The following is a 17,373-nucleotide window of genomic DNA, read 5'->3' as shown; positions in this document are numbered from 1 at the left end:
CAAAGTATACTAAGTGTCATGACTCTCGAAAAGCCCCAGCGCGCACCCGAAGTCGTCGCCGGTGCGATCCGCCGCCGGATTCTCAGCGGCGAACTCGGCGCCGGCCAGTCGCTGCCGACCGAGAGCACGCTGATCAGCCAGTTCGGGGTCAGCCGGGAAACGGTCCGGGTGGCCGTGCGATTGCTCGGCGCGGAAGGACTCACGGCCACCAGCCAAGGCCGCGGCGGCGTCCAGATCCGCCACCCCGACCCCGAACACATCGCGCGCTCCCTGGTGCAGCTACTGACCCTCACCGGCGCCACGTGGGGCGACCTGCTCGCCTTCCGCAAACTGCTCGAACCGGCCGCCGCCGCCCTCGTCGCCGAGAAAGCCACCGACGACCAGCGCGCGGCCATCGCCGAAATCGCCGAACGCGGCATCACCCCCGACGGCGCCGGCTACCACGAATTCCACGACCTGATCGTCCGCGCCGGCGGAAACCCCATCCTCACCACGGTTCTCGCCGCCACCGAGCAAGCCGTCCGCTGGGCCGCACGCGAACAGGACATCACCCAGTACGACCGCACCGAAGCAACCCGCTCCCACCGCGCGATCGCCGCCGCCATCACCGCCCGCGACCCCCACAAGGCCGAACTCCGCATGCGAAAACACCTCGACGCGGCCCTGCAGCACGTCGACCGCTCCGGCCTACTCGACGCCCCGATGATCCCCCCGTCCCGCTGGAGCACCGACAACACCGACCTGCCCTGGCGCTAGTCCTTTCCGCCTACCTCCGGAGAGGTACCGGACAGCGGCAAACAGTGAGCGAATGGCTGATGTGCCTGCCATACCGCCCTCATTACCGTCGAAGACATGACCACAACCCTTCTCGCGTCCACCGACACCAGCACCGGCGAATCCGTCGCCTCGGTCCTGCTCGGCATCGGCGTGATCGCCGCCCTGCTCGCAGCCGTCGTCCTCTTCATCGGAGCCTTAGTGAGCGTGCTCCGCTCCCGCACCTACGCGGCAGGCGGCAAGGCGGTCTGGGCGCTGCTGATCCTGGCGTTCCCGTTCCTGGGCCCGGTCGCCTGGTTCCTCTGGGGCCGCAAATCCACCCTCATGGGCCCGCCTCCCGCGGCCGCATGAGTCCCGGTGTCCCGCACCGGGTCACCGGTGCGGGACGTCGCTCAGGAGAAGGCGACGGCCGTCGCCGGAGTCGAAGCCGGCGCCCACGCCACCGCCCCGGGCCTCCCTCCTCACCGCCGCGCCTCATCGCGGCGGAATCGCGTTACCCCGGGTGGACCTTGCACTCACATGACGAGAGTGCTAGAAATTATCTCTGTCAGTCGACATAGATTATCTCCCTGGTATTCGAGCGAGGTGCCGAGGATGTCCAGTCTGGAACAGCGCTTCGCCGAGTTCATCGCCCAACTGCGCGGACTCGACGCCGACACCGCGGCCGAGCGGGGCGCCGCGCTGCGCACGCGGCTCGAAGCACTGGAATTCGAACTGCGCCTGACCCCGGCGTCGGACGCCCGCCTCGACGCGCTCGCCGCCCGCCACCGCGAAGCCGCAGACCTGCTCGCCGCCCTGCCCACTTCCGCCGATGATTCGAAAAGCCCTGCTGGTCAGCCATTTTCACGAGGAACATCGCGTTCCGTCGAGAGCCGCCCGGGAGGAGAGGCGTCAATGTCATCGATCGAGGAGGTGTAGTGCGTCGATGACCGAACCGCAGCACACGTCCACACCCCTGGCGTCCGTTCACGTCGCGTGGTCACCCGAGCGGGCGGCGTTCGTCGCCCGCTCACCACGATGTCCCGGCGTGATCGGCACCGACAGATGGTCATCGCTGGCCGCGGTCGACGCGCTCATCGAGGCCGCCGAGGCCACCGCCCCCGGCTACCGACGATCCGACCCGCACCCCACCCGGCCGAGGGCGAACGGGCGTAGAACCCTTCCGCCGCGGTACCGAAACCTTGCACTCTCATGCGTCGGGTGCTTAATATTATCTCTGCCAGTTGGCACAGATAATCTGACGTCTCTTCGATCGAGATTGGAGTGAGTTGGAGGTGGCAACCATGCTGATGCGCACTGATCCCTTCCGCGACCCGGATTCGCTGGATCTGGATGTCGAACGCAGTGTGGTCACCGCGAAAGCCGCACGCCCGCAGCTGGATCCGGGCCGGCGCCAGGCCATCAACGCCTGACCCCATCGTCACGGGAGGCCTGTGATGAGGTGCGCGACCGGTCCCGCCACTACCGAGCCCCTCGACAGCCCGGGATGGCTGGACACACGATTACTGCCGCTGGACCCCGATCTGGCGGAACTTTTCGCCGAGGTCGACGCGGTATTCGACGCCGCCGAGCGCCGTCGGCGATCGCCCCGGCGACCCGAGGTCTCCGGGCACGGATCGTGGCCGTCATCTTGTCCGAGCGGGGACCGCGAAGAGCACCCCGACGAGCCAGAACCGGCACCGGCCGTGGCCAATCAGCGCGGCCCTCCGATGCCCGGGGAGTTCGAGACGAGAACCGGGAAGACGACGAAGCGAGGTGATGCCTATCGAAAACTACAGCAGCACAGCGGTTCCCGCGCATCGGCTGGACGTGTCCGATCCGCGAGCCTGCTTCTCGGCACCTAATGCCCGCGCGCGTCACCGCGGGCAGTGCCCGGCCATCGCGCATGGCAACGACGGCCCGGACACCACGCTCGGCTCCGCGTGCAAAACCGCTAGCACCATGAAGTGAAGTTCGGATCCCTTCCACGCCGGGTGGGCCCGTCCAGCGGCGGTCCACCCGGCCCTGTCCCAGCGGTATTCACCTGTGCCTGTCAGTTCGAGAAAGGAGGCGATTCGCCATGATCACCAGCTTTCCCGGCGGCAGCGACCTCGATCGCGCCGAACAGGAGATTCTCGTCTACGACGCCGATCACGACATCGGCCTGGACGCCACCGCACTGGATCCACCGACCGAACGCTTTCGGCCCGCGCTCGACAGCGCCGACCTCGCCGACCGCATCGACCAAGCCTGGATCACCCCCGACACCGAGGACGATGATGACGACTACCTCGCAGGTTGACCCCGTGCACACCGCCCCCGCGACCGAGCCGCCCCGCTGGCGCGCCGCTCGGGTGTCCTGGTACGACACCACCAAGGGCTTCGGATTCCTCACGCCCGCAACGGGTCCCGACGTCTTTGTCGACTACACCGCAATCGACCTACCCGGATTCAAAACCCTCACCACTGGACAACCGGTTATCTTCACCGCCACCGACACCCCGCACGGACCGGAAGCGACCCGGGTCATCCCCTACCGCCGGGAACGCAAGGACGCCCACACCCGGTCCGACGCGCATCGCGCGCCGGGACGCCGACGCCGCTGTTTCGGCCGGGCGGCCTGAACCTCGGCCCTCCGGCACGACCGGAGGGCGACGCCGTGGCCCGCTCGGGGACCGGGGTGCACAGTGATGTCAGGCGAGCTCGCCGATATCGCCGATCACGCGACGCAACTGGGCACGTCCGTCCTCGAGCCGGTAGGTGACGCAGGCGATGGCGAGCCTGCCCGCCGCCACCGCCGCCGCGACGGTCTGGGAGTGGTCCATCAGCAGTCGGCTCGTCTCGTCGACGTGCCGGGCCTCGAGTTCGTCGACCTCGATCAAACCCTCACGGCGGCCGAGCAGAATCGACGGTGCCACGCGCTCGACCAGGCTACGGATGAAACCACCGGGCACCGCGCCGCCGTCGAGGGCGTCGATTGTCGCCTTCACCGCGCCGCAGCTGTCGTGCCCGAGCACGACGATCAGCGGGACGTTCAGAACCTGCACGCCGTACTCGATCGAGCCGAGCACCGAGCTGTCGAGAACATGGCCGGCGGTGCGCACCACGAACATGTCACCGAGGCCCTGATCGAAGATGATCTCCGCGGCGACTCGGGAATCGCCGCAACCGAAAACGATGGCCGTCGGGTGCTGGCCACCGACCAGTTCGGCGCGATTGCTCGCGTCCTGGCCCGGGTGCTGCTGCCGCCCCGCCACGAAACGATCATTACCGTCGCGCAAAGACTTCCAGGCACTGATGGGATTCGAGTTCGGCATGCCCACGATTCTGCACAAACCAGCCTCACTGGCAAGTCGACCGGACGGGTCAGCGTCTCCTTCTCACCATTATTCGATGCAGGAACGTTGCATTTGATTCGCTGGGATGGCTACCCTCGAACGGTGAGCATCGAGTGTTCGAGCACCATCGCGGTTCCTCGGACGGAAGTGTTCGAGTGGTTCGGCAGGCCGGGCGCTCTCAGCCGCCTCGCACCGCCCTGGCAACCCGTCGCCATCGCCTCCGAGGCGGATTCCCTCGCCGACGGGCAAGCGGTCCTGCGGCTACCCGGCGGGCTGCGCTGGGCGGCCCGGCATCGCGCCGAGGAGTTCGATCCCCCGCGACGGTTCGTGGACGAGATCGCGGTCGACGGACTGGCCTCGATGCCGATCGGGCGGCTGCTGCCCTGGCGGCACACCCACGAATTCGAGGCGTTGGACGACGAACACACCCGGATCATCGACCGGGTCGACACTCCCGTTCCCGCCGCCGTGCTGCGACCCATGTTCGATTACCGCTATCGCCAGATCGCCGATGATCTCGCCGCCCACCGGCGCGCCGCCGCACGCGGATTCGAGAAGGCCACCGTTGCCGTCACCGGTGCGTCGGGCCTGGTCGGCACCGCGTTGTCGGCGTTCCTGAGCACCGGCGGCCACCGCGTGATCCGCCTGGTCCGCCGGGCGCCGACGAATCCCGATGAGCGCCGCTGGGATCCGCACGCCCCGGCGCCGGAGCTGCTCGCGGGCGTCGATGCCGTCATCCATCTGGCGGGTGCGTCCATCGCCGGACGGTTCACCGCCGCGCACAAGCGTGAGATCACCGACAGCCGCATCGGGCCGACCCGCGCGCTGGCCGAGCGGGTGGCCGAGGCGGGCGTGCCGCTGTTCGTCAGCGCCTCGGCGGTCGGCTACTACGGCGCCGACCGCGGCGATGAGCTGCTCGACGAATCCGCCGAACGCGGAACGGGATTCCTCGCCGATGTCGTCGAGGAGTGGGAAACCGCCGCCACACCCGCAATGGCGGCGGGGACCCGCGTGGTGCACGTGCGCACCGGAATAGTGCAATCGCCGCGCGGGGGCACGCTGCGCCTGCTACGGCCGCTGTTCGCCGCCGGACTCGGCGGACCTCTCGGGGACGGGCGTCAGTGGCTGCCGTGGATCGGCCTCGACGACCTGGTCGACGTCTACCATCGCGCGCTGTGGGACACCGAGTTGTCCGGCCCGGTGAATGCCGTTGCGCCGCACCCGGTGCGCAATCGCGACTACACCCATACCCTGGCCCGGGTGCTGCACCGGCCCGCCGTGCTGCCGATCCCCGCCTTCGGCCCGGCCCTGCTGCTCGGTCGGGAAGGGGCCGCCGAGCTCGCCGCCGCCAGTCAGCGGGTGATTCCGGGCCGCCTTCTCACCGAGGCGCACGAGTTCCGGTTCGAGGACATCGAGGCTGCCCTGCGGCATCTCCTGGGGCGGTGAGTGACCCGCGGCCGGTGAATCGCGTTCACATGCCGTTGAATTCGACGATCGGCGGCGGATAGTCCCCGATGAGCAGGCCGCTGCGCCAGGGACGGTGGATCTCCGCGCCGGGCAGGTGCGCGAGTTCGGGTATCCAGCGCCGGGCGTAGGCGCCGTCCGGGTCGAAGCGCTCGGCCTGTCGCAGCGGGTTGAGCACCCGGCTCGATCGGGTATCGGTGCCGGTGCCCGCCATCCACTGCCAGTTGAGCCTGTTGTTGGCGACATCGGCGTCCACCAGCCAGCGTTCGAAATGCTTCGCTCCGATCCGCCAGTCCACCCGCAGGGTTTTGACCAGGAAGCTCGCGGCGACGAGCCGGGCGCGACCGGGCATCAGGCCGGTGGCCAGCAGCTGCCGCAGGCCGGCGTCGACCATGGGATATCCGGTGCGCCCGGCACACCAGGCGGCCACGCCGGCCGGATCGGTGCGCCACGGCTCGGCCGTCGACCGGTAATCGCCGGTGGCGACATCGGGCCGATCGGCCAGCACCTGGTGGTAGAAATCCCGCCATGCCAGCTGCCGGACGAAGGCGAGTGCACCCGGATCGGTGACATCGGTCCGTGACACCACCTCCACCGGCGACAGGCATCCGAAATGCAGATAGGGCGACAGCCCTGAGGTGCCGTCGACCGCGGGCGAGTCCTTGACCTCGGCATAACGAGTCACGGGCCCGGAAATCCACTGCTCGAACCGCTTTCGGCCGGTGGTCTCACCGCCCACCTCGAGCTCGGGAGAACCGCCGGAGGCGAGCACGCCCGGATCGGCGGCCCCGGTGATCGGCGGCACCGGCAGCGCCTCCGGCGCGGGCAGCGGCCGACGCATCGGGGTGTCCAGCCACCTGCGGAAGTACGGTGTGAACACCGCGTAGTGTCCGCGTCCGGTGTCCGGGCGCACCGCACCGGGGTCCACGGCGGTGATCGACGCGGCATGCGCGTGCAGGGCACAGCCGATGCGCGAAAGCCTTTCCCGCAGCAGGTTTTCCCTGCGCACGCCGTAGCCGGTGACGTCGGCCGCGAGATGCACGCGGTGCGCGCCCGTCTCCCGCACGGCTCGTTCCACCTCGTCGCCCACCCGTCCGCGCCGCACGATCAGCCGGCCGCCGCGGGCCCGCAGTTCGCCATCCAGCTCGCTCAGCGCGGCGCCGAGGAATCGGAGCCGGTTCGGCGCGTCGTCGAGCCGGGCGAGCAGATCGCTGTCCAGGACGAACAGCGGCACCACGGATCGGGATTCGCGACATGCCGCGGTCAACGCCGGATTGTCGTGCACACGCAGGTCCCTGGTGAACAGCACGATGGCGACGGTCATACCGCCATCCTAGCAATATTCGATGCACATTCGATGCACACTCTGCTTGCGAGACCGCTCAGGCCACGCACAGCGGGCTGATGGCCTCGATACCGCCGCTGGTCGGGCTCGTCAGATACCAGCACGCATCCTCACCCGCCGCCGCGATGGCCGCGCGGATCCGCAGCCATTCGGCGGGTTCCAGTGCCGGCGTGCGCGACAGTACGAATCCCGACGAGCGGTGAGGATCGGTGACCAGTGCCCACGAGTAGTCCGCACCGAGTGCTGTGACGACGTAATTGGCCGGACCGTAGCGCGCGTCCTGGGTGGGAACGCCCGGAAAGCTGACGTGCAGTTGCGCCCGGGTCGAGGGATCGGTGACGGTGGCGGTGCCACGAATATCGTTCGGGCCGCCCGACCAGGTGGTGCACGAATTGTGCACCGCCACATCACCTCGCGCGTCGAGGGTGTACTCCGCGCGGGTGTCGCGAGCGCACACCAGATCGAAGTACTGCGGTATCGCGGCCAGCTGGTACCAGGTGCCCAGATACCGATCCACCTCCAGTGCGGTCACCGGCGCCGGGGGCTCGGCCGGTGCGACCGCCGAATTTCCGCTCACCACACACGAAGTGAGCAACCCCACCACGAGCGTGAGCGCCGACGCCAGACGCCGCAGCGTGTTTCGATTCATCGCCTCTCTCCTGCCTTCGGACGTTCGAACTCTTCGATGGGGTGGCGCCGCCCGGCCGGTGTGCCCGGCCGCTGCGCATCGCATGGTGATCACCTCTCTCGTTTCGCCGACTTCCCGGGGACGACCGGGGCCGGAGGGTTGCGGTGACGGCGAGCGGGCACAATCGCCTCATGCGAGACCGCCCGACGACTGCAGCTGAGCCGATCGGTTTTCCGGTGGGCGCGGTGGCCGAACGGCTCGGTATCCCGACCGCGACCCTGCGCAGCTGGAACCGCCGTTACGGGATCGGACCCCGGCAGGACCGGCCCGGGCGGCATCGGCTCTACGACGAGGCCGATATCGCCGTGCTCACCAGGATGCTCGAGCTCATCGACGCCGGTTCCACCCCGGCGCGCGCCGCGGCCGTCGCGCGCGGGCCCGCACCGGCGTTCGCCGATGTGGCGGCCCTGCTCGACACCGCCTTCACGCTGGAGTCCGGCGCCCTGTGCGACCTGCTCGAACAGCATCTGCGCGCCCACGGTGTGGTCGAGACCTGGGATCGACTGTGCCGCCCCGCGTTTGCCGCCATCGTCGATCGCCAGCTCGGCGGCGAGGGGTGCGTCGATGTCGAGCACGCCCTGTCGTGGAGCATCATCACGGCCCTGCACCGCACCGCCGCCGCGCCGGCCGCCCGCCGTGCACCTCTGGTCCTCGCGTGCACCAGCGGCGAAAGCCATTCGCTGCCATTGGAAGTGCTGCGCGCGGCCCTGGCCGAACGCGGGGTGAGCGCGCGCATGCTGGGTCCGGACGTGCCGACGTTCGCGCTCGTGGACACACTCGCCCGCATTCCCGGCCATGCCACGGTCGTGCTGTGGTCTCAGCAGGAAGCCACGGCACTGACCTCGGCGGTGCGCGCCTGCGCCGCCGCGAACGCGCAGGTCTGTGTCGGCGGTCCAGGCTGGGACACCGTCCTGTTGCCGGGTTCGCCGCGGCGGCTCACCGGTCTCGGCGACGCGCTCGACTGTCTCGCTCCGCCCGTCACGCGTTGACGGGCGCGCCGCGCCCGCCCGGACTGCGCGGTCGCCGATCGACGCCGTCCGCGAACTCCCTGGCGACCTCACCGCGGGTCCCTGTCCGTGATCGCGGCGAGTGCGTCCTCCAAGGAGACGAGATGCCTGCGCCCGTCGGCATATTCGGTCCGCGGCCATCCCGGTCCCGCCAGCAGCACCGTGGCCCCGCGAGCTTCGGCGGCATCGATGGGATCACGACTCGCGGTATCCGAGGACTGCGACCACAGCACCACGGTGCCTTCGCGGGTCCGCCGGTCGAGCGCGTCCGCGAGCGCGCCCGCGGGCAGGCTCGCGCCCAGAAACACCGCCGCGCAGCGTTGTTCGGCCAAGGCGGCGCGCAGCACCTCGAGCGGCAACAGATGCTGCTCGCCCTCGGTGCACGCCAGCAGGAGACGCGGCGCGTGCCCGGACCCGACCAGCGGCGGGATTCCGCGATGCAGACTGGTGGTCACCGCCCATGACAGGACGTGTTCGACGTCGATGTACCCCTCCCCCGCGACCTGGCGTTCGACAATCGTGTGGAATACCGGTCGGCACAATCGATTCCAGGTATCGCAGACGCCGTGGTGCACCAGATGGGCCGACACCAGGCTCGTGAGTCCGGCGATGTCCATGCGTTCGGCGGCGTCGATCACCGGCGCGGTGTCGCCCGGTGTCGGCGTGGGTTCGAGAATCATGGACGCGGCGCGCGCGGCGCCGGCCGGGCTCGCGCCCGCCCGGACCATTTCCGCCATCCGGATCGCGACCGCCAAGTCGCCGGAGGTGTAGTAGCGGGTCCGGCCGGGCCGGTGATGCCGGGGTCCGATGCCGTAGCGCTGATTCCAGCTCCGCAGCGTGGCCACCGGAAGGCTCAGCAGCCGCGCCACCGCTCCCACGGTGTACCCCGTGAGCTCGGCGGGGTCATCGTTCCCCGGCCGCGGCGTCATGGCGTCGGCCCGGCCTTCACCGCCGATTCGAGCCGAGCCTCGTAGAGGGCGCCCAGCGCGGACAGCAGACCCCAGCCGGTAGTCACCGCAAGGGTTTTCGCGCGTTCGGCCCGCCCGCTCAGCGCGCCGGCGAACACGACGGTGTCCGCCGCATCCGAGGCCACCCGGATGATCGCCGCCGCCCGGCGGGCGCGAGGGTCGGACAGGGTGGCCAAGGCCAATCCGGAGATCAGGTCGCGCAGCGCGATCATCCGGGCCGCGGCACGCAACTCCGGTTCGGCGCCGGTTCCCAGCCCGCCGGGGCGCAACAGGAGAGCCGGGCGGATGACAACGGCCGCACCGTAGGCCGCGGTCGCCGCTCCGATCAGCCGGGTAGGGGTGGTGGTGTTCATTTCGTCGTCCCGGTCGGGCTCGGCGCCCCGGTCCGCCGGTGCTCGAGCACCAATTGCACGACGTCGAGATACCCGGAGCGGAACCCGGCCTCGGAGTAGGCGAGGTACAGCTGCCACATGCGCCGGAAGACGTCGTCGAAACCCAGCTCGCCGACGCGGTGAGACGCCGCGTCGAAGCGTTCGCGCCACAACCGCAGCGTCCGGGCGTAATGCGGCCCCAGCGCGCGGCGCTGCACCGCCCGCAGCCCGGAATGCTCCGAGAGCTGCTGCGCCAGCAGTGTTTCCGACGGCAGGAAGCCGCCGGGGAAGATGTACTTCTGAATCCAGGTGTGGGTGTGACGCCCGGCGAGCATCCGCGCGTGCGGCATGGTGATCACCTGCAGGGCGACGCGTCCGCCCGGCGCCAGCACGCGTGTCAGGGTCTCGAGATAGTCGGGCAGATACTCGAACCCGACCGCCTCCATCATCTCCACCGACACCACCGCGTCGTACCGTCCGCGTACCGCGCGGTAGTCGAGCAGCTCGATCGAGACCCGATCGGCCACTCCGGCCGCCGACGCCCGCTGCCGCGCCAGCGTCAGCTGCTGCGACGAGAGGGTCACCGAACGGACGCGTGCACCGCGCCCGGCCGCGCGGATGGCCAATTCGCCCCAGCCCGTGCCGATTTCGAGCAGCGTCGTGCCGGCTCCCACGCCCGCGTCGTCGAGCAGCAGATCGATCTTGCGGCGCTGGGCGGCGGCCAGATCACCCCACACCGGACCGGGCTCGAGCCGTTCGAACAGAGCCGCGGAGTAGGTCATGGTGTCGTCCAGGAACGACGCGAAGAACTCGTTGGACAGGTCGTAATGGTGTGCCGCGTTGTTCCGCGCGCCGGCGTCGGTGGCGCGATGTTCACGCGGCTGTCGCGGCAGCAGCCAGGGCCTCAGCGACTGCAACGGCGACGGCACCAATCGGTCGACGGCGGAGGCGAATACGGTCAGCACGCCCGCCGGATCCGGTGCGGACCAGTCCCCGGTCATATACGCCTCGCCGAAGCCGATCAGACCGGTCGAGGCGATCCGCGCGGCGAAGGCCGACGGGTCGTGCACCACCATCAACGGCGCCGCCGCATCGTCCCGGCCGCCGCCGATCGACCGTCCGCCGGGCAGCTCCACGCGAACGGGCAACCGGGCCACGGCATTACGGAACAGCGCCATGGCGACCGGGCGCCCCACGGCGACGCGGGCGCCTCGCGGCATCGGCCGCAAGTCGGCCCAGCGATCAGGGCGCGGTCCGATCGGGGTCCGCGCCGTGCACACGGGGACAGTCATGACAAAGCCTCCAGGGAGCAGGACGAGCGTCGGCGAACAGCGGGTCGGGGAACAACGGGCAAGCCACGCGCCCACAGCCGCAGGCCCTGCCAGCGGATGCGGACGGTGATCCGCCACGTCTCGAGCGGGTGCGCGCATGCGGCGCGCACGACGGTCAGGGGCTTCGCGGCCACCACGCGGCCGGAAACGCTCGCGCAGAACATCACCCGGCCGTCGGGACCTTCCAGTTCGATCGCCAGGCGCAGCCGCTCGGCGGGTGCCGGAAGTCGAAGCCGGTAGCGGCCCGCCACCGGGTTGAACGGTGAGACGTAGAACTGCTTGTCCGCCACGGCAGTCACCGCCGCGGGAATCAGATAACGGTGCCGCTGCCCGTAGGTGTTGTGCACCTCGGCGACGACGCATCGCAGCGCACCGGTCGCGTCGTGACACCAGAAGACGGTCAAGGGGTCGAAGACATAGCCGAGCACTCGGGCGTTCCCGAGCATGAGGATCTTTCCGCCGCGCAGGTCGATATCGTGGTCGGCGAGATAAGCCTCCACGTTGCCGCGCAGCGTGGCGTGCGGATCGCCGAGATGATCACGGGTCCGGAAGTCCGCGAACGGGCGCAGCCACCACGGCGGCGCGGGCAGTTCGTCGAGATCGACCAGCCAGCTGTAGCTGCGGTACCGGAAGGCATGGCGCACCGGTTCCAGCCGCGTGTGCCGGATGACGGTGTGTACCAGTCGCGCTCGGGTCATATCCGCGCCCTCGCGGGGTCCGTCGCCGCCGATCTCCGCGCGTGCCATCGACCGCCGACGCGTTCGGCGGCGCGCAGCCCCGACAGCGCGCCGTCTTCGTGGAAACCCCACCCGTGATACGCGCCCGCGAAGGCGACGATGCCGTCGCCGAGTTCGGGCAGCCGCCGCCGTGCCGCCATCGATTCGGTCGTGTACTGCGGGTGCGCGTAGTCCATGGTGGCCAGGGCGGCGCCGGGCGCCACCCGATCACCGTCACCCAGCGTGACCAGGAAACGGCGATCGGCCGTCCGGGGCAACCGCTGCAGACGGGTCAGGTCGTAGCTGACCAGCACCCGGTCGGGTGCGGCCGTGCAGCCGGGCAACCGGTAGTTCCAGGACGCCCGCGCGCCGGGGCTGCGCGGCAGCACGGAATCGTCGGTGTGCAGCACCGTCCGGTTCCGCGAGTAGGGCAGCGCGCCGAGGACCGCGGATTCCAGCGGAGTCGGCGCATCGAGCAGTCGGAGCGCCTGATCGGGGTGCGTGGCGATCACCGCGGCGTCGAAGAACTCGACTTCGTCGGCGTCGTCGCGGACCGCGACGGTGCGCGACGCCCGATGCACAGCCCGCACCGGCACGCCCGCGCGCACATCGTCCAGGCCCGCCGCGACGGCCCGCACATAATTCGCCGATCCGCCCGACACCGTTCGCCAGGTCGGCGAACCGAAGACGGTCAGCATGCCGTGATGATCGAGAAAGGTGAACAGATAGCGTGCCGGGTATTCCAGCGCCAGCCGGGGCGAGCAGGACCAGACCGCGGCCACCAGCGGCACCATGAAGTGCGCCGTGAAATACGCGGAGAACGCGGCGGCCCGCAGGAATTCGCCCAGGGTGCGCGCTTCCTCGCCCGCACCGGCGAGTTCGGCCCGCGCCAGCCGGTGGAATCGGGTGATCTCGCCGAGCATGCGCAGATAGGCCCCACGGCGCAGGATTCCCGGCATCGGGAACAACCCGCGCAAGCCCTTCGCACCGGCGTATTCGAGCCCGCAGCCGTCGCACCGCACCGACATCGACATGTCCGATTCCTGTGTGCGAACACCCAGTTCGGCGAACAGGCGCAGCAGTGTCGGGTAGGTGCGGTCGTTGTGCACGATGAAACCGGAGTCGACCCCGAGCGGCTGCCCGGTCCCATCGGCCCGAGCGCTCACCTCATGGGTGTGGGCATGGCCGCCCAGTCGTGAATCGGCTTCGTAGAGCACGACTTCGCAGTCGCGCGCCAGCACCCACGCCGCGGTGAGACCGGAGACCCCGCTGCCGATGACCGCGACCCTGCGCGTGGCGCCCGTCAACGCGCGCACGGCGCGGCTATCCCGTCGAGCGCGGTGGTCCGGGTCCCGGGCGTGGCCGTGGATTGGAGTCGTTTGCATCGTTTCCTCCGGCGGTCGAGCGAGGCGATCGGCGGGTGGTCCGCATCGCGCGTTCGACGGTACCATTCAATCGATGCAAAAACGATGCATCGAATCGATATCGACCGGAGAGCCTCCCCATGCACCCTGTCCTCGACACCCTGCTCGACCGCACCGTCGCGCTCGGCTACGGCCGACCGGGATTCCTGCTGCGACAACGCTCGTGGAGCACCATGCCGCCGGACGCACTGAGCGGGCGCACCGCGCTGGTCACGGGTGCGAATTCGGGCATCGGCAAGGCCGTGGCGACCGGGCTCGCGATGCTGGGCGCCTCGGTCACGCTGGTGGTGCGCGACCCGGAGCGCGGCCGGGCGGCCGTGGCGGACATGGCCGCCGCCGTGCCCGACGCGGACTTCGACGTCTTACGTTGCGACATCTCGGATCTGACCGATGTGCATCGATTCGCGCATCAGCTCGCGCAGCGCACCGAACGCGTCGACGTGCTGGTCCACAATGCCGGGGTAATGCCGCCCGCCCGAACCGAGAGCCCCCAAGGGCATGAAATCTGTTTGGCCACCCACGTTCTCGGCCCTCTGCTGGCCACCGACCTGCTGGCCCCCGCCCTGGCACGATCGGCCGCGGCGCGCGTGATCTTCGTGTCCTCGGGAGGCATGTACACCCAGCCGCTGCGGGTCGACGACATCGAGTACCGTTCGGCCCCGTACCGCGGTGCCACCGCCTACGCCCGGACCAAGCGCATGCAGGTCGTCCTTGCCCAATTGTTGTCCGCCCGCTACGCGGCCCAGGGCACAGCGGTGCACTCCATGCACCCGGGCTGGGTCGACACACCCGGTGTCGCCGATTCCCTCCCTCGTTTCCGTCGCCTCGCGGCTCCCCTGCTGCGCACCCCGGCCGAAGGCGCGGACACCGCGGTCTGGCTGGCGGCCACCGATGTCGCGCCGGGCGGTTTCTGGCACGACCGCCGCCCCCGCCCGGAGCACTACCTGCGCCGGACCCGCGAATCCGACACCGCCCGCGAAACGCTGTGGCAGTACTGCGCTTCCGCTACCGGCATCGACCCACGGTGACTACGCCGCCCGCTGCTGTACCGATGCATCACTCGATGCACGATGCGCTACGACCGGAGTCGAGGACGGCCACGGCATTGGCGTAGCAGGTGTTCCTGGTGTTGTGAAAGTGGCAGCGCGGCAGCATGTTCGGGACACGGCGGGTCAGCCCGGGGTCCAGGAGTCGGCCACCAGCGAGGAGCCCACCGCCGCCACCGCTTGAACACCAACTGGTCTCATACGGCTTGAAATTCCGAGGCGGTTCGGGTTGCTACGGATACAGAAAAGCCGCAGGCCTTCTGGCCTGCGGCTTCGCTGTGTTGTGGTTCTAGCTGGGATCGAACCAGCGACCCCTCGCGTGTGAAGCGAGTGCTCTCCCGCTGAGCTATAGAACCGGGTTGCCGCCGAAGCGGCTGTCCGGCTCGGGGTTTGCTCCGTGCCGGTGGGAGAACCTTAGCGTGTCGACCCGGGGGGATGGCAAATCGGGTGGTCACGGTGGAGGGGGCGCGGGTCCGGGGTGGAGCTGTGCGGCTGCCCGCCCTCACAGTTCTGTTCTCTCCCAGTGGAGTCCGCGGCCTCGGGTCAGAGGTAGGCCGGGGACGCCGGATGGTTTCTTCTGGCTAAGGGGTCGCCGGCGGCCAAGGTCGGGCGGTACGAGACCCGGCGGCTGAGTTGTCGCTCGGCGATCCGCTCCACTAGTAGCGGGATGAATTCGCGGACCCGGTGGTCGTCGAATTCGCGGTGGATGCCGCGGACTTCCTCGCTGACGGATTGCGCCGTGAGGTGGGGGAATTTTTCGGTCAGCCGGTCGACGAGCTCGCTGATTTGTTGCTCCTCTTCGGGTGCCCTCATGTTTTGGTCTCGCCTCCATACGCGAACTGGTTGTGCCGGTATCCGACCCCTCAGCGGATGCACGGCGGAATGGACAACGGCCCGGGATCATCTGGACTCCCGGACCGCGCTCATTCAGTGTCGTGTCAACGGAGGCGTTTTTCCTGCCCACGGGGCCTTTCTGGCACTGCATGTCGCAGCGTCGGCACAGGAAGTCCTCGACGCCGACAAATGCAAACGCCAAATGAAATTGCAACTGCAACAGCGCCATTCGAGGCGGCCGAAGTTCGCACTTCCGGCGCCGGCTACCTCACATTTCCGGCACCGGCCATCAGTGCTCCGGCAACGGCTGTGACGGGGTGAAATCGACCGGCAACGCGGTCAGGGCGCGGTGGAATGGACCTGGTCGCCAGGACAATTCGGACGCCGGGACGGCCAGCCGGACTTCGGAGAGAATGTCGAGCAGTTGATCGACGGCTTCCTGGGCGATGAGGTAGGCGAGCGAACTGGCCGGGCAGGCATGCGGTCCGACGCCCCAGGCGAGGTGCGAGCGGTTGCCGGTGAACGCGCCGGTGCGGATCGCGGGGTCGGTGTTGCACGCCGCCATGCTGATGACGACCGGTTGGTGAGCGGGCAGCCAGACCTCGTCCAGCAGTACCGCCCGCGGCGGGAAGCTGATGCAGAAGTTCGCCATCGGCGGGTCATCGAAGAGCACCTCGTCGAGTGCGTCGCGGGTGGACAGGCTACCGCCCAGCGCACTGTCGCCGAATCGGTCGTCCATCAGGAGCAGCAGCAGCGTATTGACGATCAGGTTCTGCTGCGGCTCGATGCCCGCGCCGTAGAGGGTGGCCAGCTGGTGCACCATCTCGGTATCGCCGAGTCCGGCGGGGTGGTGCAGGATGCGGGTGGTGACGTCGTCACCGGGGTGCGTGCGCTTGTATCGCGCCAGCTGCCCCATCGCGTCCGCGAGCAGCGTGTTGCCCCGCCCGGCCCCGACGCCCTCGAAGATGGCGCGGAACCCTTCGGCCGCCTGCCCGGCGATCTCGACCGGGCAGCCGAGCAGCTGGTTGAGCACCCGGAAGGCGAGCGGAAACGCGTAGTCGCGCACCAGGTCCGCCGACCCGGTCGCGCAGAACGAGTTGATCAGCGACACCGCGATCCGCTCCACGGTGCGCTGCAAGCCGTACTGATCGATCCCGGCCAGTCCCGCGGTATTGGCCTGGCGATACCGCGCGTGCTCGATGCCCGCGCTGCGCAACGCATTCGGCCGCCACTGCATCATCGGCAGCACCGGGCAGTCGGCCGGAACCCCGGCCTGCCATGCGCGCGGGTCGGCCGGGAATCGGTCGGGATCGTTGAGAATCTTTACCGCCGTGCGATATCCGACCACGAGCGTGGCCGGCACCCCCGGCGCCAATTCCACCGGAGCCAGCGCCCCGTACCGTTCCCGCAGCTCGCGATAGACCCGATGCGGATCGGCCGCGAACTCGGGGGTGTACATCGGCGTCCGGATACCGACCGATTCAGACATCGCACCCATTCCATGCGGCGCACACGACACTCCCCCGCCGCCGAACACCGCACATACCGGACGCGGAAACGGTCACACTACCGACGCCGAGGCTTCCCCGCGTGCCGTTCGCGCACTTTGCTCACCCGCAGGTCGGACGACCGGTTTCGGACGAAAGATTGACAGCGGTGAGCAGCAGGAGCAGGCTCTACGAGGCGCAATTGTTGTCTCAACAGTTGCTGTGAGCACCCGGTTGTCGGCGATCCCCGCCGGTCGGTGAGGGCTCGACAACGCTCGGAGATTCGGCGGACGCGGAGCCCGCGTCCCATCTCGTTGTTCGGACGAAGACCTACCTACACGGAGGTTGGAATGTCTAAGCACGGCCGAAAACCCGGTCAGATGGCCAACAAAGTCAAGCAGGGCATGCAGGAGCAGGGCCAGCGAATGGAACGCGACATGGACCGCCTGGCCGACGACGCCCGACGCGACATGGACCGCATGGGGGCCGGGATGAAGCGGGAGGCGCAGCAGGCACGCGCGGACGTGCAAGGGGCGAACAAGGAGATGAAGCGCAAGCTCCAGCACCACTGAGCCGGAGACTGGGGTGGCCGGTCCGTCAC

Annotated in this window: 20 protein-coding genes and 1 tRNA gene; 10 read left to right on the top strand and 11 right to left on the bottom strand. The window is 69.3% G+C overall.

From position 1 onward, the window contains the following. Positions 1 to 18 precede the first annotated feature (18 nt). The 6 genes from GPX89_RS10115 (at position 19) to GPX89_RS46210 (ending at position 3,377) form a co-directional block, all read left to right on the top strand. Positions 19 to 756: a FadR/GntR family transcriptional regulator gene (locus tag GPX89_RS10115; RefSeq protein ID WP_157387276.1), complete on the top strand. Its 738-nt coding sequence runs from the start codon at positions 19 to 21 to the stop codon at positions 754 to 756. Between the two features lie 96 nt (positions 757 to 852). Then, on the top strand, positions 853 to 1,125 hold the full coding sequence (locus GPX89_RS10110) for a PLD nuclease N-terminal domain-containing protein (RefSeq protein ID WP_157387275.1): 273 nt from the start codon (positions 853 to 855) through the stop codon (positions 1,123 to 1,125). Between the two features lie 243 nt (positions 1,126 to 1,368). Further along, complete coding sequence (locus GPX89_RS10105; RefSeq protein ID WP_157387274.1) at positions 1,369 to 1,692, top strand: hypothetical protein; 324 nt, start codon at positions 1,369 to 1,371, stop codon at positions 1,690 to 1,692. Between the two features lie 365 nt (positions 1,693 to 2,057). Then, positions 2,058 to 2,186, top strand: a complete 129-nt coding sequence (locus GPX89_RS45365) for a hypothetical protein (RefSeq protein ID WP_268893315.1) — start codon at positions 2,058 to 2,060, stop codon at positions 2,184 to 2,186. 647 nt (positions 2,187 to 2,833) lie between these two features. After that, entirely contained in the window at positions 2,834 to 3,055 is a 222-nt protein-coding gene (locus GPX89_RS10100) for a hypothetical protein (RefSeq protein WP_157387273.1), read from the top strand. Between the two features lie 4 nt (positions 3,056 to 3,059). Beyond that, positions 3,060 to 3,377, top strand: coding sequence for a cold-shock protein (locus tag GPX89_RS46210; protein ID WP_407939367.1), 318 nt, complete (start codon positions 3,060 to 3,062; stop codon positions 3,375 to 3,377). A gap of 69 nt (positions 3,378 to 3,446) precedes the next feature. Here GPX89_RS46210 and GPX89_RS10090 read toward each other — a convergent pair whose 3' ends face one another. Beyond that, the gene (locus GPX89_RS10090; RefSeq protein WP_157387271.1) at positions 3,447 to 4,070 is read right to left on the bottom strand and encodes a carbonic anhydrase; all 624 of its coding nucleotides are present in this window, start codon (positions 4,068 to 4,070) and stop codon (positions 3,447 to 3,449) included. 123 nt (positions 4,071 to 4,193) lie between these two features. Here GPX89_RS10090 and GPX89_RS10085 point away from each other — a divergent pair, with 123 nt between their 5' ends. After that, entirely contained in the window at positions 4,194 to 5,537 is a 1,344-nt protein-coding gene (locus GPX89_RS10085; protein WP_328601674.1) for a TIGR01777 family oxidoreductase, read from the top strand. A gap of 25 nt (positions 5,538 to 5,562) precedes the next feature. On the opposite strand, the gene GPX89_RS10080 is transcribed toward GPX89_RS10085, so the two are convergent. Both GPX89_RS10080 and GPX89_RS10075 read right to left on the bottom strand, forming a co-directional pair. After that, positions 5,563 to 6,879 carry a cryptochrome/photolyase family protein gene (locus GPX89_RS10080; protein WP_157387269.1) on the bottom strand — a complete coding sequence of 439 codons (1,317 nt, stop codon included), beginning with the start codon at positions 6,877 to 6,879 and terminating at the stop codon, positions 5,563 to 5,565. A gap of 58 nt (positions 6,880 to 6,937) precedes the next feature. After that, positions 6,938 to 7,549 (bottom strand): lipocalin family protein, encoded by a 612-nt coding sequence (locus GPX89_RS10075; RefSeq protein ID WP_157387268.1) that lies wholly within the window; start codon positions 7,547 to 7,549, stop codon positions 6,938 to 6,940. Positions 7,550 to 7,719: 170 nt separating this feature from the next. Here GPX89_RS10075 and GPX89_RS10070 point away from each other — a divergent pair, with 170 nt between their 5' ends. Beyond that, a complete protein-coding gene (locus GPX89_RS10070; protein ID WP_157387267.1) occupies positions 7,720 to 8,577 on the top strand; it encodes a MerR family transcriptional regulator in 858 nt (285 codons plus the stop codon). A gap of 68 nt (positions 8,578 to 8,645) precedes the next feature. On the opposite strand, the gene GPX89_RS10065 is transcribed toward GPX89_RS10070, so the two are convergent. From GPX89_RS10065 to GPX89_RS10045, 5 genes are read right to left on the bottom strand one after another with little or no spacing between them, the layout of a single operon-like run. Further along, positions 8,646 to 9,524, bottom strand: coding sequence for a MerR family transcriptional regulator (locus tag GPX89_RS10065; RefSeq protein WP_157387266.1), 879 nt, complete (start codon positions 9,522 to 9,524; stop codon positions 8,646 to 8,648). Then, a complete protein-coding gene (locus GPX89_RS10060) occupies positions 9,521 to 9,916 on the bottom strand; it encodes a hypothetical protein (protein ID WP_157387265.1) in 396 nt (131 codons plus the stop codon). The genes GPX89_RS10065 and GPX89_RS10060 overlap by 4 nt, the downstream gene beginning before the upstream one ends. Then, the gene (locus GPX89_RS10055) at positions 9,913 to 11,226 is read right to left on the bottom strand and encodes an SAM-dependent methyltransferase (RefSeq protein WP_157387264.1); all 1,314 of its coding nucleotides are present in this window, start codon (positions 11,224 to 11,226) and stop codon (positions 9,913 to 9,915) included. Before GPX89_RS10055 ends, GPX89_RS10060 begins: the two co-directional genes overlap by 4 nt. After that, positions 11,223 to 11,963: a DUF1365 domain-containing protein gene (locus tag GPX89_RS10050; protein ID WP_157387263.1), complete on the bottom strand. Its 741-nt coding sequence runs from the start codon at positions 11,961 to 11,963 to the stop codon at positions 11,223 to 11,225. The genes GPX89_RS10055 and GPX89_RS10050 overlap by 4 nt, the downstream gene beginning before the upstream one ends. Then, the gene (locus GPX89_RS10045; protein WP_407939366.1) at positions 11,960 to 13,297 is read right to left on the bottom strand and encodes an NAD(P)/FAD-dependent oxidoreductase; all 1,338 of its coding nucleotides are present in this window, start codon (positions 13,295 to 13,297) and stop codon (positions 11,960 to 11,962) included. The genes GPX89_RS10050 and GPX89_RS10045 overlap by 4 nt, the downstream gene beginning before the upstream one ends. Before the next feature lie 188 nt (positions 13,298 to 13,485). Here GPX89_RS10045 and GPX89_RS10040 point away from each other — a divergent pair, with 188 nt between their 5' ends. Further along, complete coding sequence (locus tag GPX89_RS10040) at positions 13,486 to 14,433, top strand: SDR family NAD(P)-dependent oxidoreductase (protein WP_157387261.1); 948 nt, start codon at positions 13,486 to 13,488, stop codon at positions 14,431 to 14,433. A gap of 302 nt (positions 14,434 to 14,735) precedes the next feature. On the opposite strand, the gene GPX89_RS10035 is transcribed toward GPX89_RS10040, so the two are convergent. The 3 genes from GPX89_RS10035 to GPX89_RS10025 form a co-directional block, all read right to left on the bottom strand. Beyond that, a tRNA-Val gene (locus tag GPX89_RS10035) sits at positions 14,736 to 14,807 on the bottom strand. A 187-nt stretch (positions 14,808 to 14,994) separates the two neighbouring features. Continuing rightward, on the bottom strand, positions 14,995 to 15,264 hold the full coding sequence (locus GPX89_RS10030; RefSeq protein WP_157387260.1) for a three-helix bundle dimerization domain-containing protein: 270 nt from the start codon (positions 15,262 to 15,264) through the stop codon (positions 14,995 to 14,997). 310 nt (positions 15,265 to 15,574) lie between these two features. Continuing rightward, positions 15,575 to 16,774 (bottom strand): cytochrome P450 family protein, encoded by a 1,200-nt coding sequence (locus GPX89_RS10025; RefSeq protein WP_328601673.1) that lies wholly within the window; start codon positions 16,772 to 16,774, stop codon positions 15,575 to 15,577. Positions 16,775 to 17,122: 348 nt separating this feature from the next. Here GPX89_RS10025 and GPX89_RS10020 point away from each other — a divergent pair, with 348 nt between their 5' ends. Continuing rightward, positions 17,123 to 17,344 carry a hypothetical protein gene (locus GPX89_RS10020; protein ID WP_157387258.1) on the top strand — a complete coding sequence of 74 codons (222 nt, stop codon included), beginning with the start codon at positions 17,123 to 17,125 and terminating at the stop codon, positions 17,342 to 17,344. Positions 17,345 to 17,373: the final 29 nt, after the last annotated feature.

It is taken from the genome of Nocardia terrae (genome assembly GCF_009760405.1).
In the GTDB taxonomy this organism is placed as follows: domain Bacteria; phylum Actinomycetota; class Actinomycetes; order Mycobacteriales; family Mycobacteriaceae; genus Nocardia; species Nocardia terrae.
The sequence above is the reverse complement of the archived record's forward strand: the minus strand, read 5'-3'. Positions and strand labels throughout refer to the sequence as shown.

Coding starts and splice junctions, on each gene's coding strand:
- GPX89_RS10115 (WP_157387276.1), top strand. CDS start 19: ATGACTCTCGAAAAGCCCCAGCGCGCACCCGAAGTCGTCGCCGGTGCG.
- GPX89_RS10110 (WP_157387275.1), top strand. CDS start 853: ATGACCACAACCCTTCTCGCGTCCACCGACACCAGCACCGGCGAATCC.
- GPX89_RS10105 (WP_157387274.1), top strand. CDS start 1,369: ATGTCCAGTCTGGAACAGCGCTTCGCCGAGTTCATCGCCCAACTGCGC.
- GPX89_RS45365 (WP_268893315.1), top strand. CDS start 2,058: ATGCTGATGCGCACTGATCCCTTCCGCGACCCGGATTCGCTGGATCTG.
- GPX89_RS10100 (WP_157387273.1), top strand. CDS start 2,834: ATGATCACCAGCTTTCCCGGCGGCAGCGACCTCGATCGCGCCGAACAG.
- GPX89_RS10090 (WP_157387271.1), bottom strand. CDS start 4,070: ATGCCGAACTCGAATCCCATCAGTGCCTGGAAGTCTTTGCGCGACGGT.
- GPX89_RS10080 (WP_157387269.1), bottom strand. CDS start 6,879: ATGACCGTCGCCATCGTGCTGTTCACCAGGGACCTGCGTGTGCACGAC.
- GPX89_RS10075 (WP_157387268.1), bottom strand. CDS start 7,549: ATGAATCGAAACACGCTGCGGCGTCTGGCGTCGGCGCTCACGCTCGTG.
- GPX89_RS10070 (WP_157387267.1), top strand. CDS start 7,720: ATGCGAGACCGCCCGACGACTGCAGCTGAGCCGATCGGTTTTCCGGTG.
- GPX89_RS10065 (WP_157387266.1), bottom strand. CDS start 9,524: ATGACGCCGCGGCCGGGGAACGATGACCCCGCCGAGCTCACGGGGTAC.
- GPX89_RS10060 (WP_157387265.1), bottom strand. CDS start 9,916: ATGAACACCACCACCCCTACCCGGCTGATCGGAGCGGCGACCGCGGCC.
- GPX89_RS10055 (WP_157387264.1), bottom strand. CDS start 11,226: ATGACTGTCCCCGTGTGCACGGCGCGGACCCCGATCGGACCGCGCCCT.
- GPX89_RS10050 (WP_157387263.1), bottom strand. CDS start 11,963: ATGACCCGAGCGCGACTGGTACACACCGTCATCCGGCACACGCGGCTG.
- GPX89_RS10040 (WP_157387261.1), top strand. CDS start 13,486: ATGCACCCTGTCCTCGACACCCTGCTCGACCGCACCGTCGCGCTCGGC.
- GPX89_RS10030 (WP_157387260.1), bottom strand. CDS start 15,264: ATGAGGGCACCCGAAGAGGAGCAACAAATCAGCGAGCTCGTCGACCGG.
- GPX89_RS10025 (WP_328601673.1), bottom strand. CDS start 16,774: ATGTCTGAATCGGTCGGTATCCGGACGCCGATGTACACCCCCGAGTTC.
- GPX89_RS10020 (WP_157387258.1), top strand. CDS start 17,123: ATGTCTAAGCACGGCCGAAAACCCGGTCAGATGGCCAACAAAGTCAAG.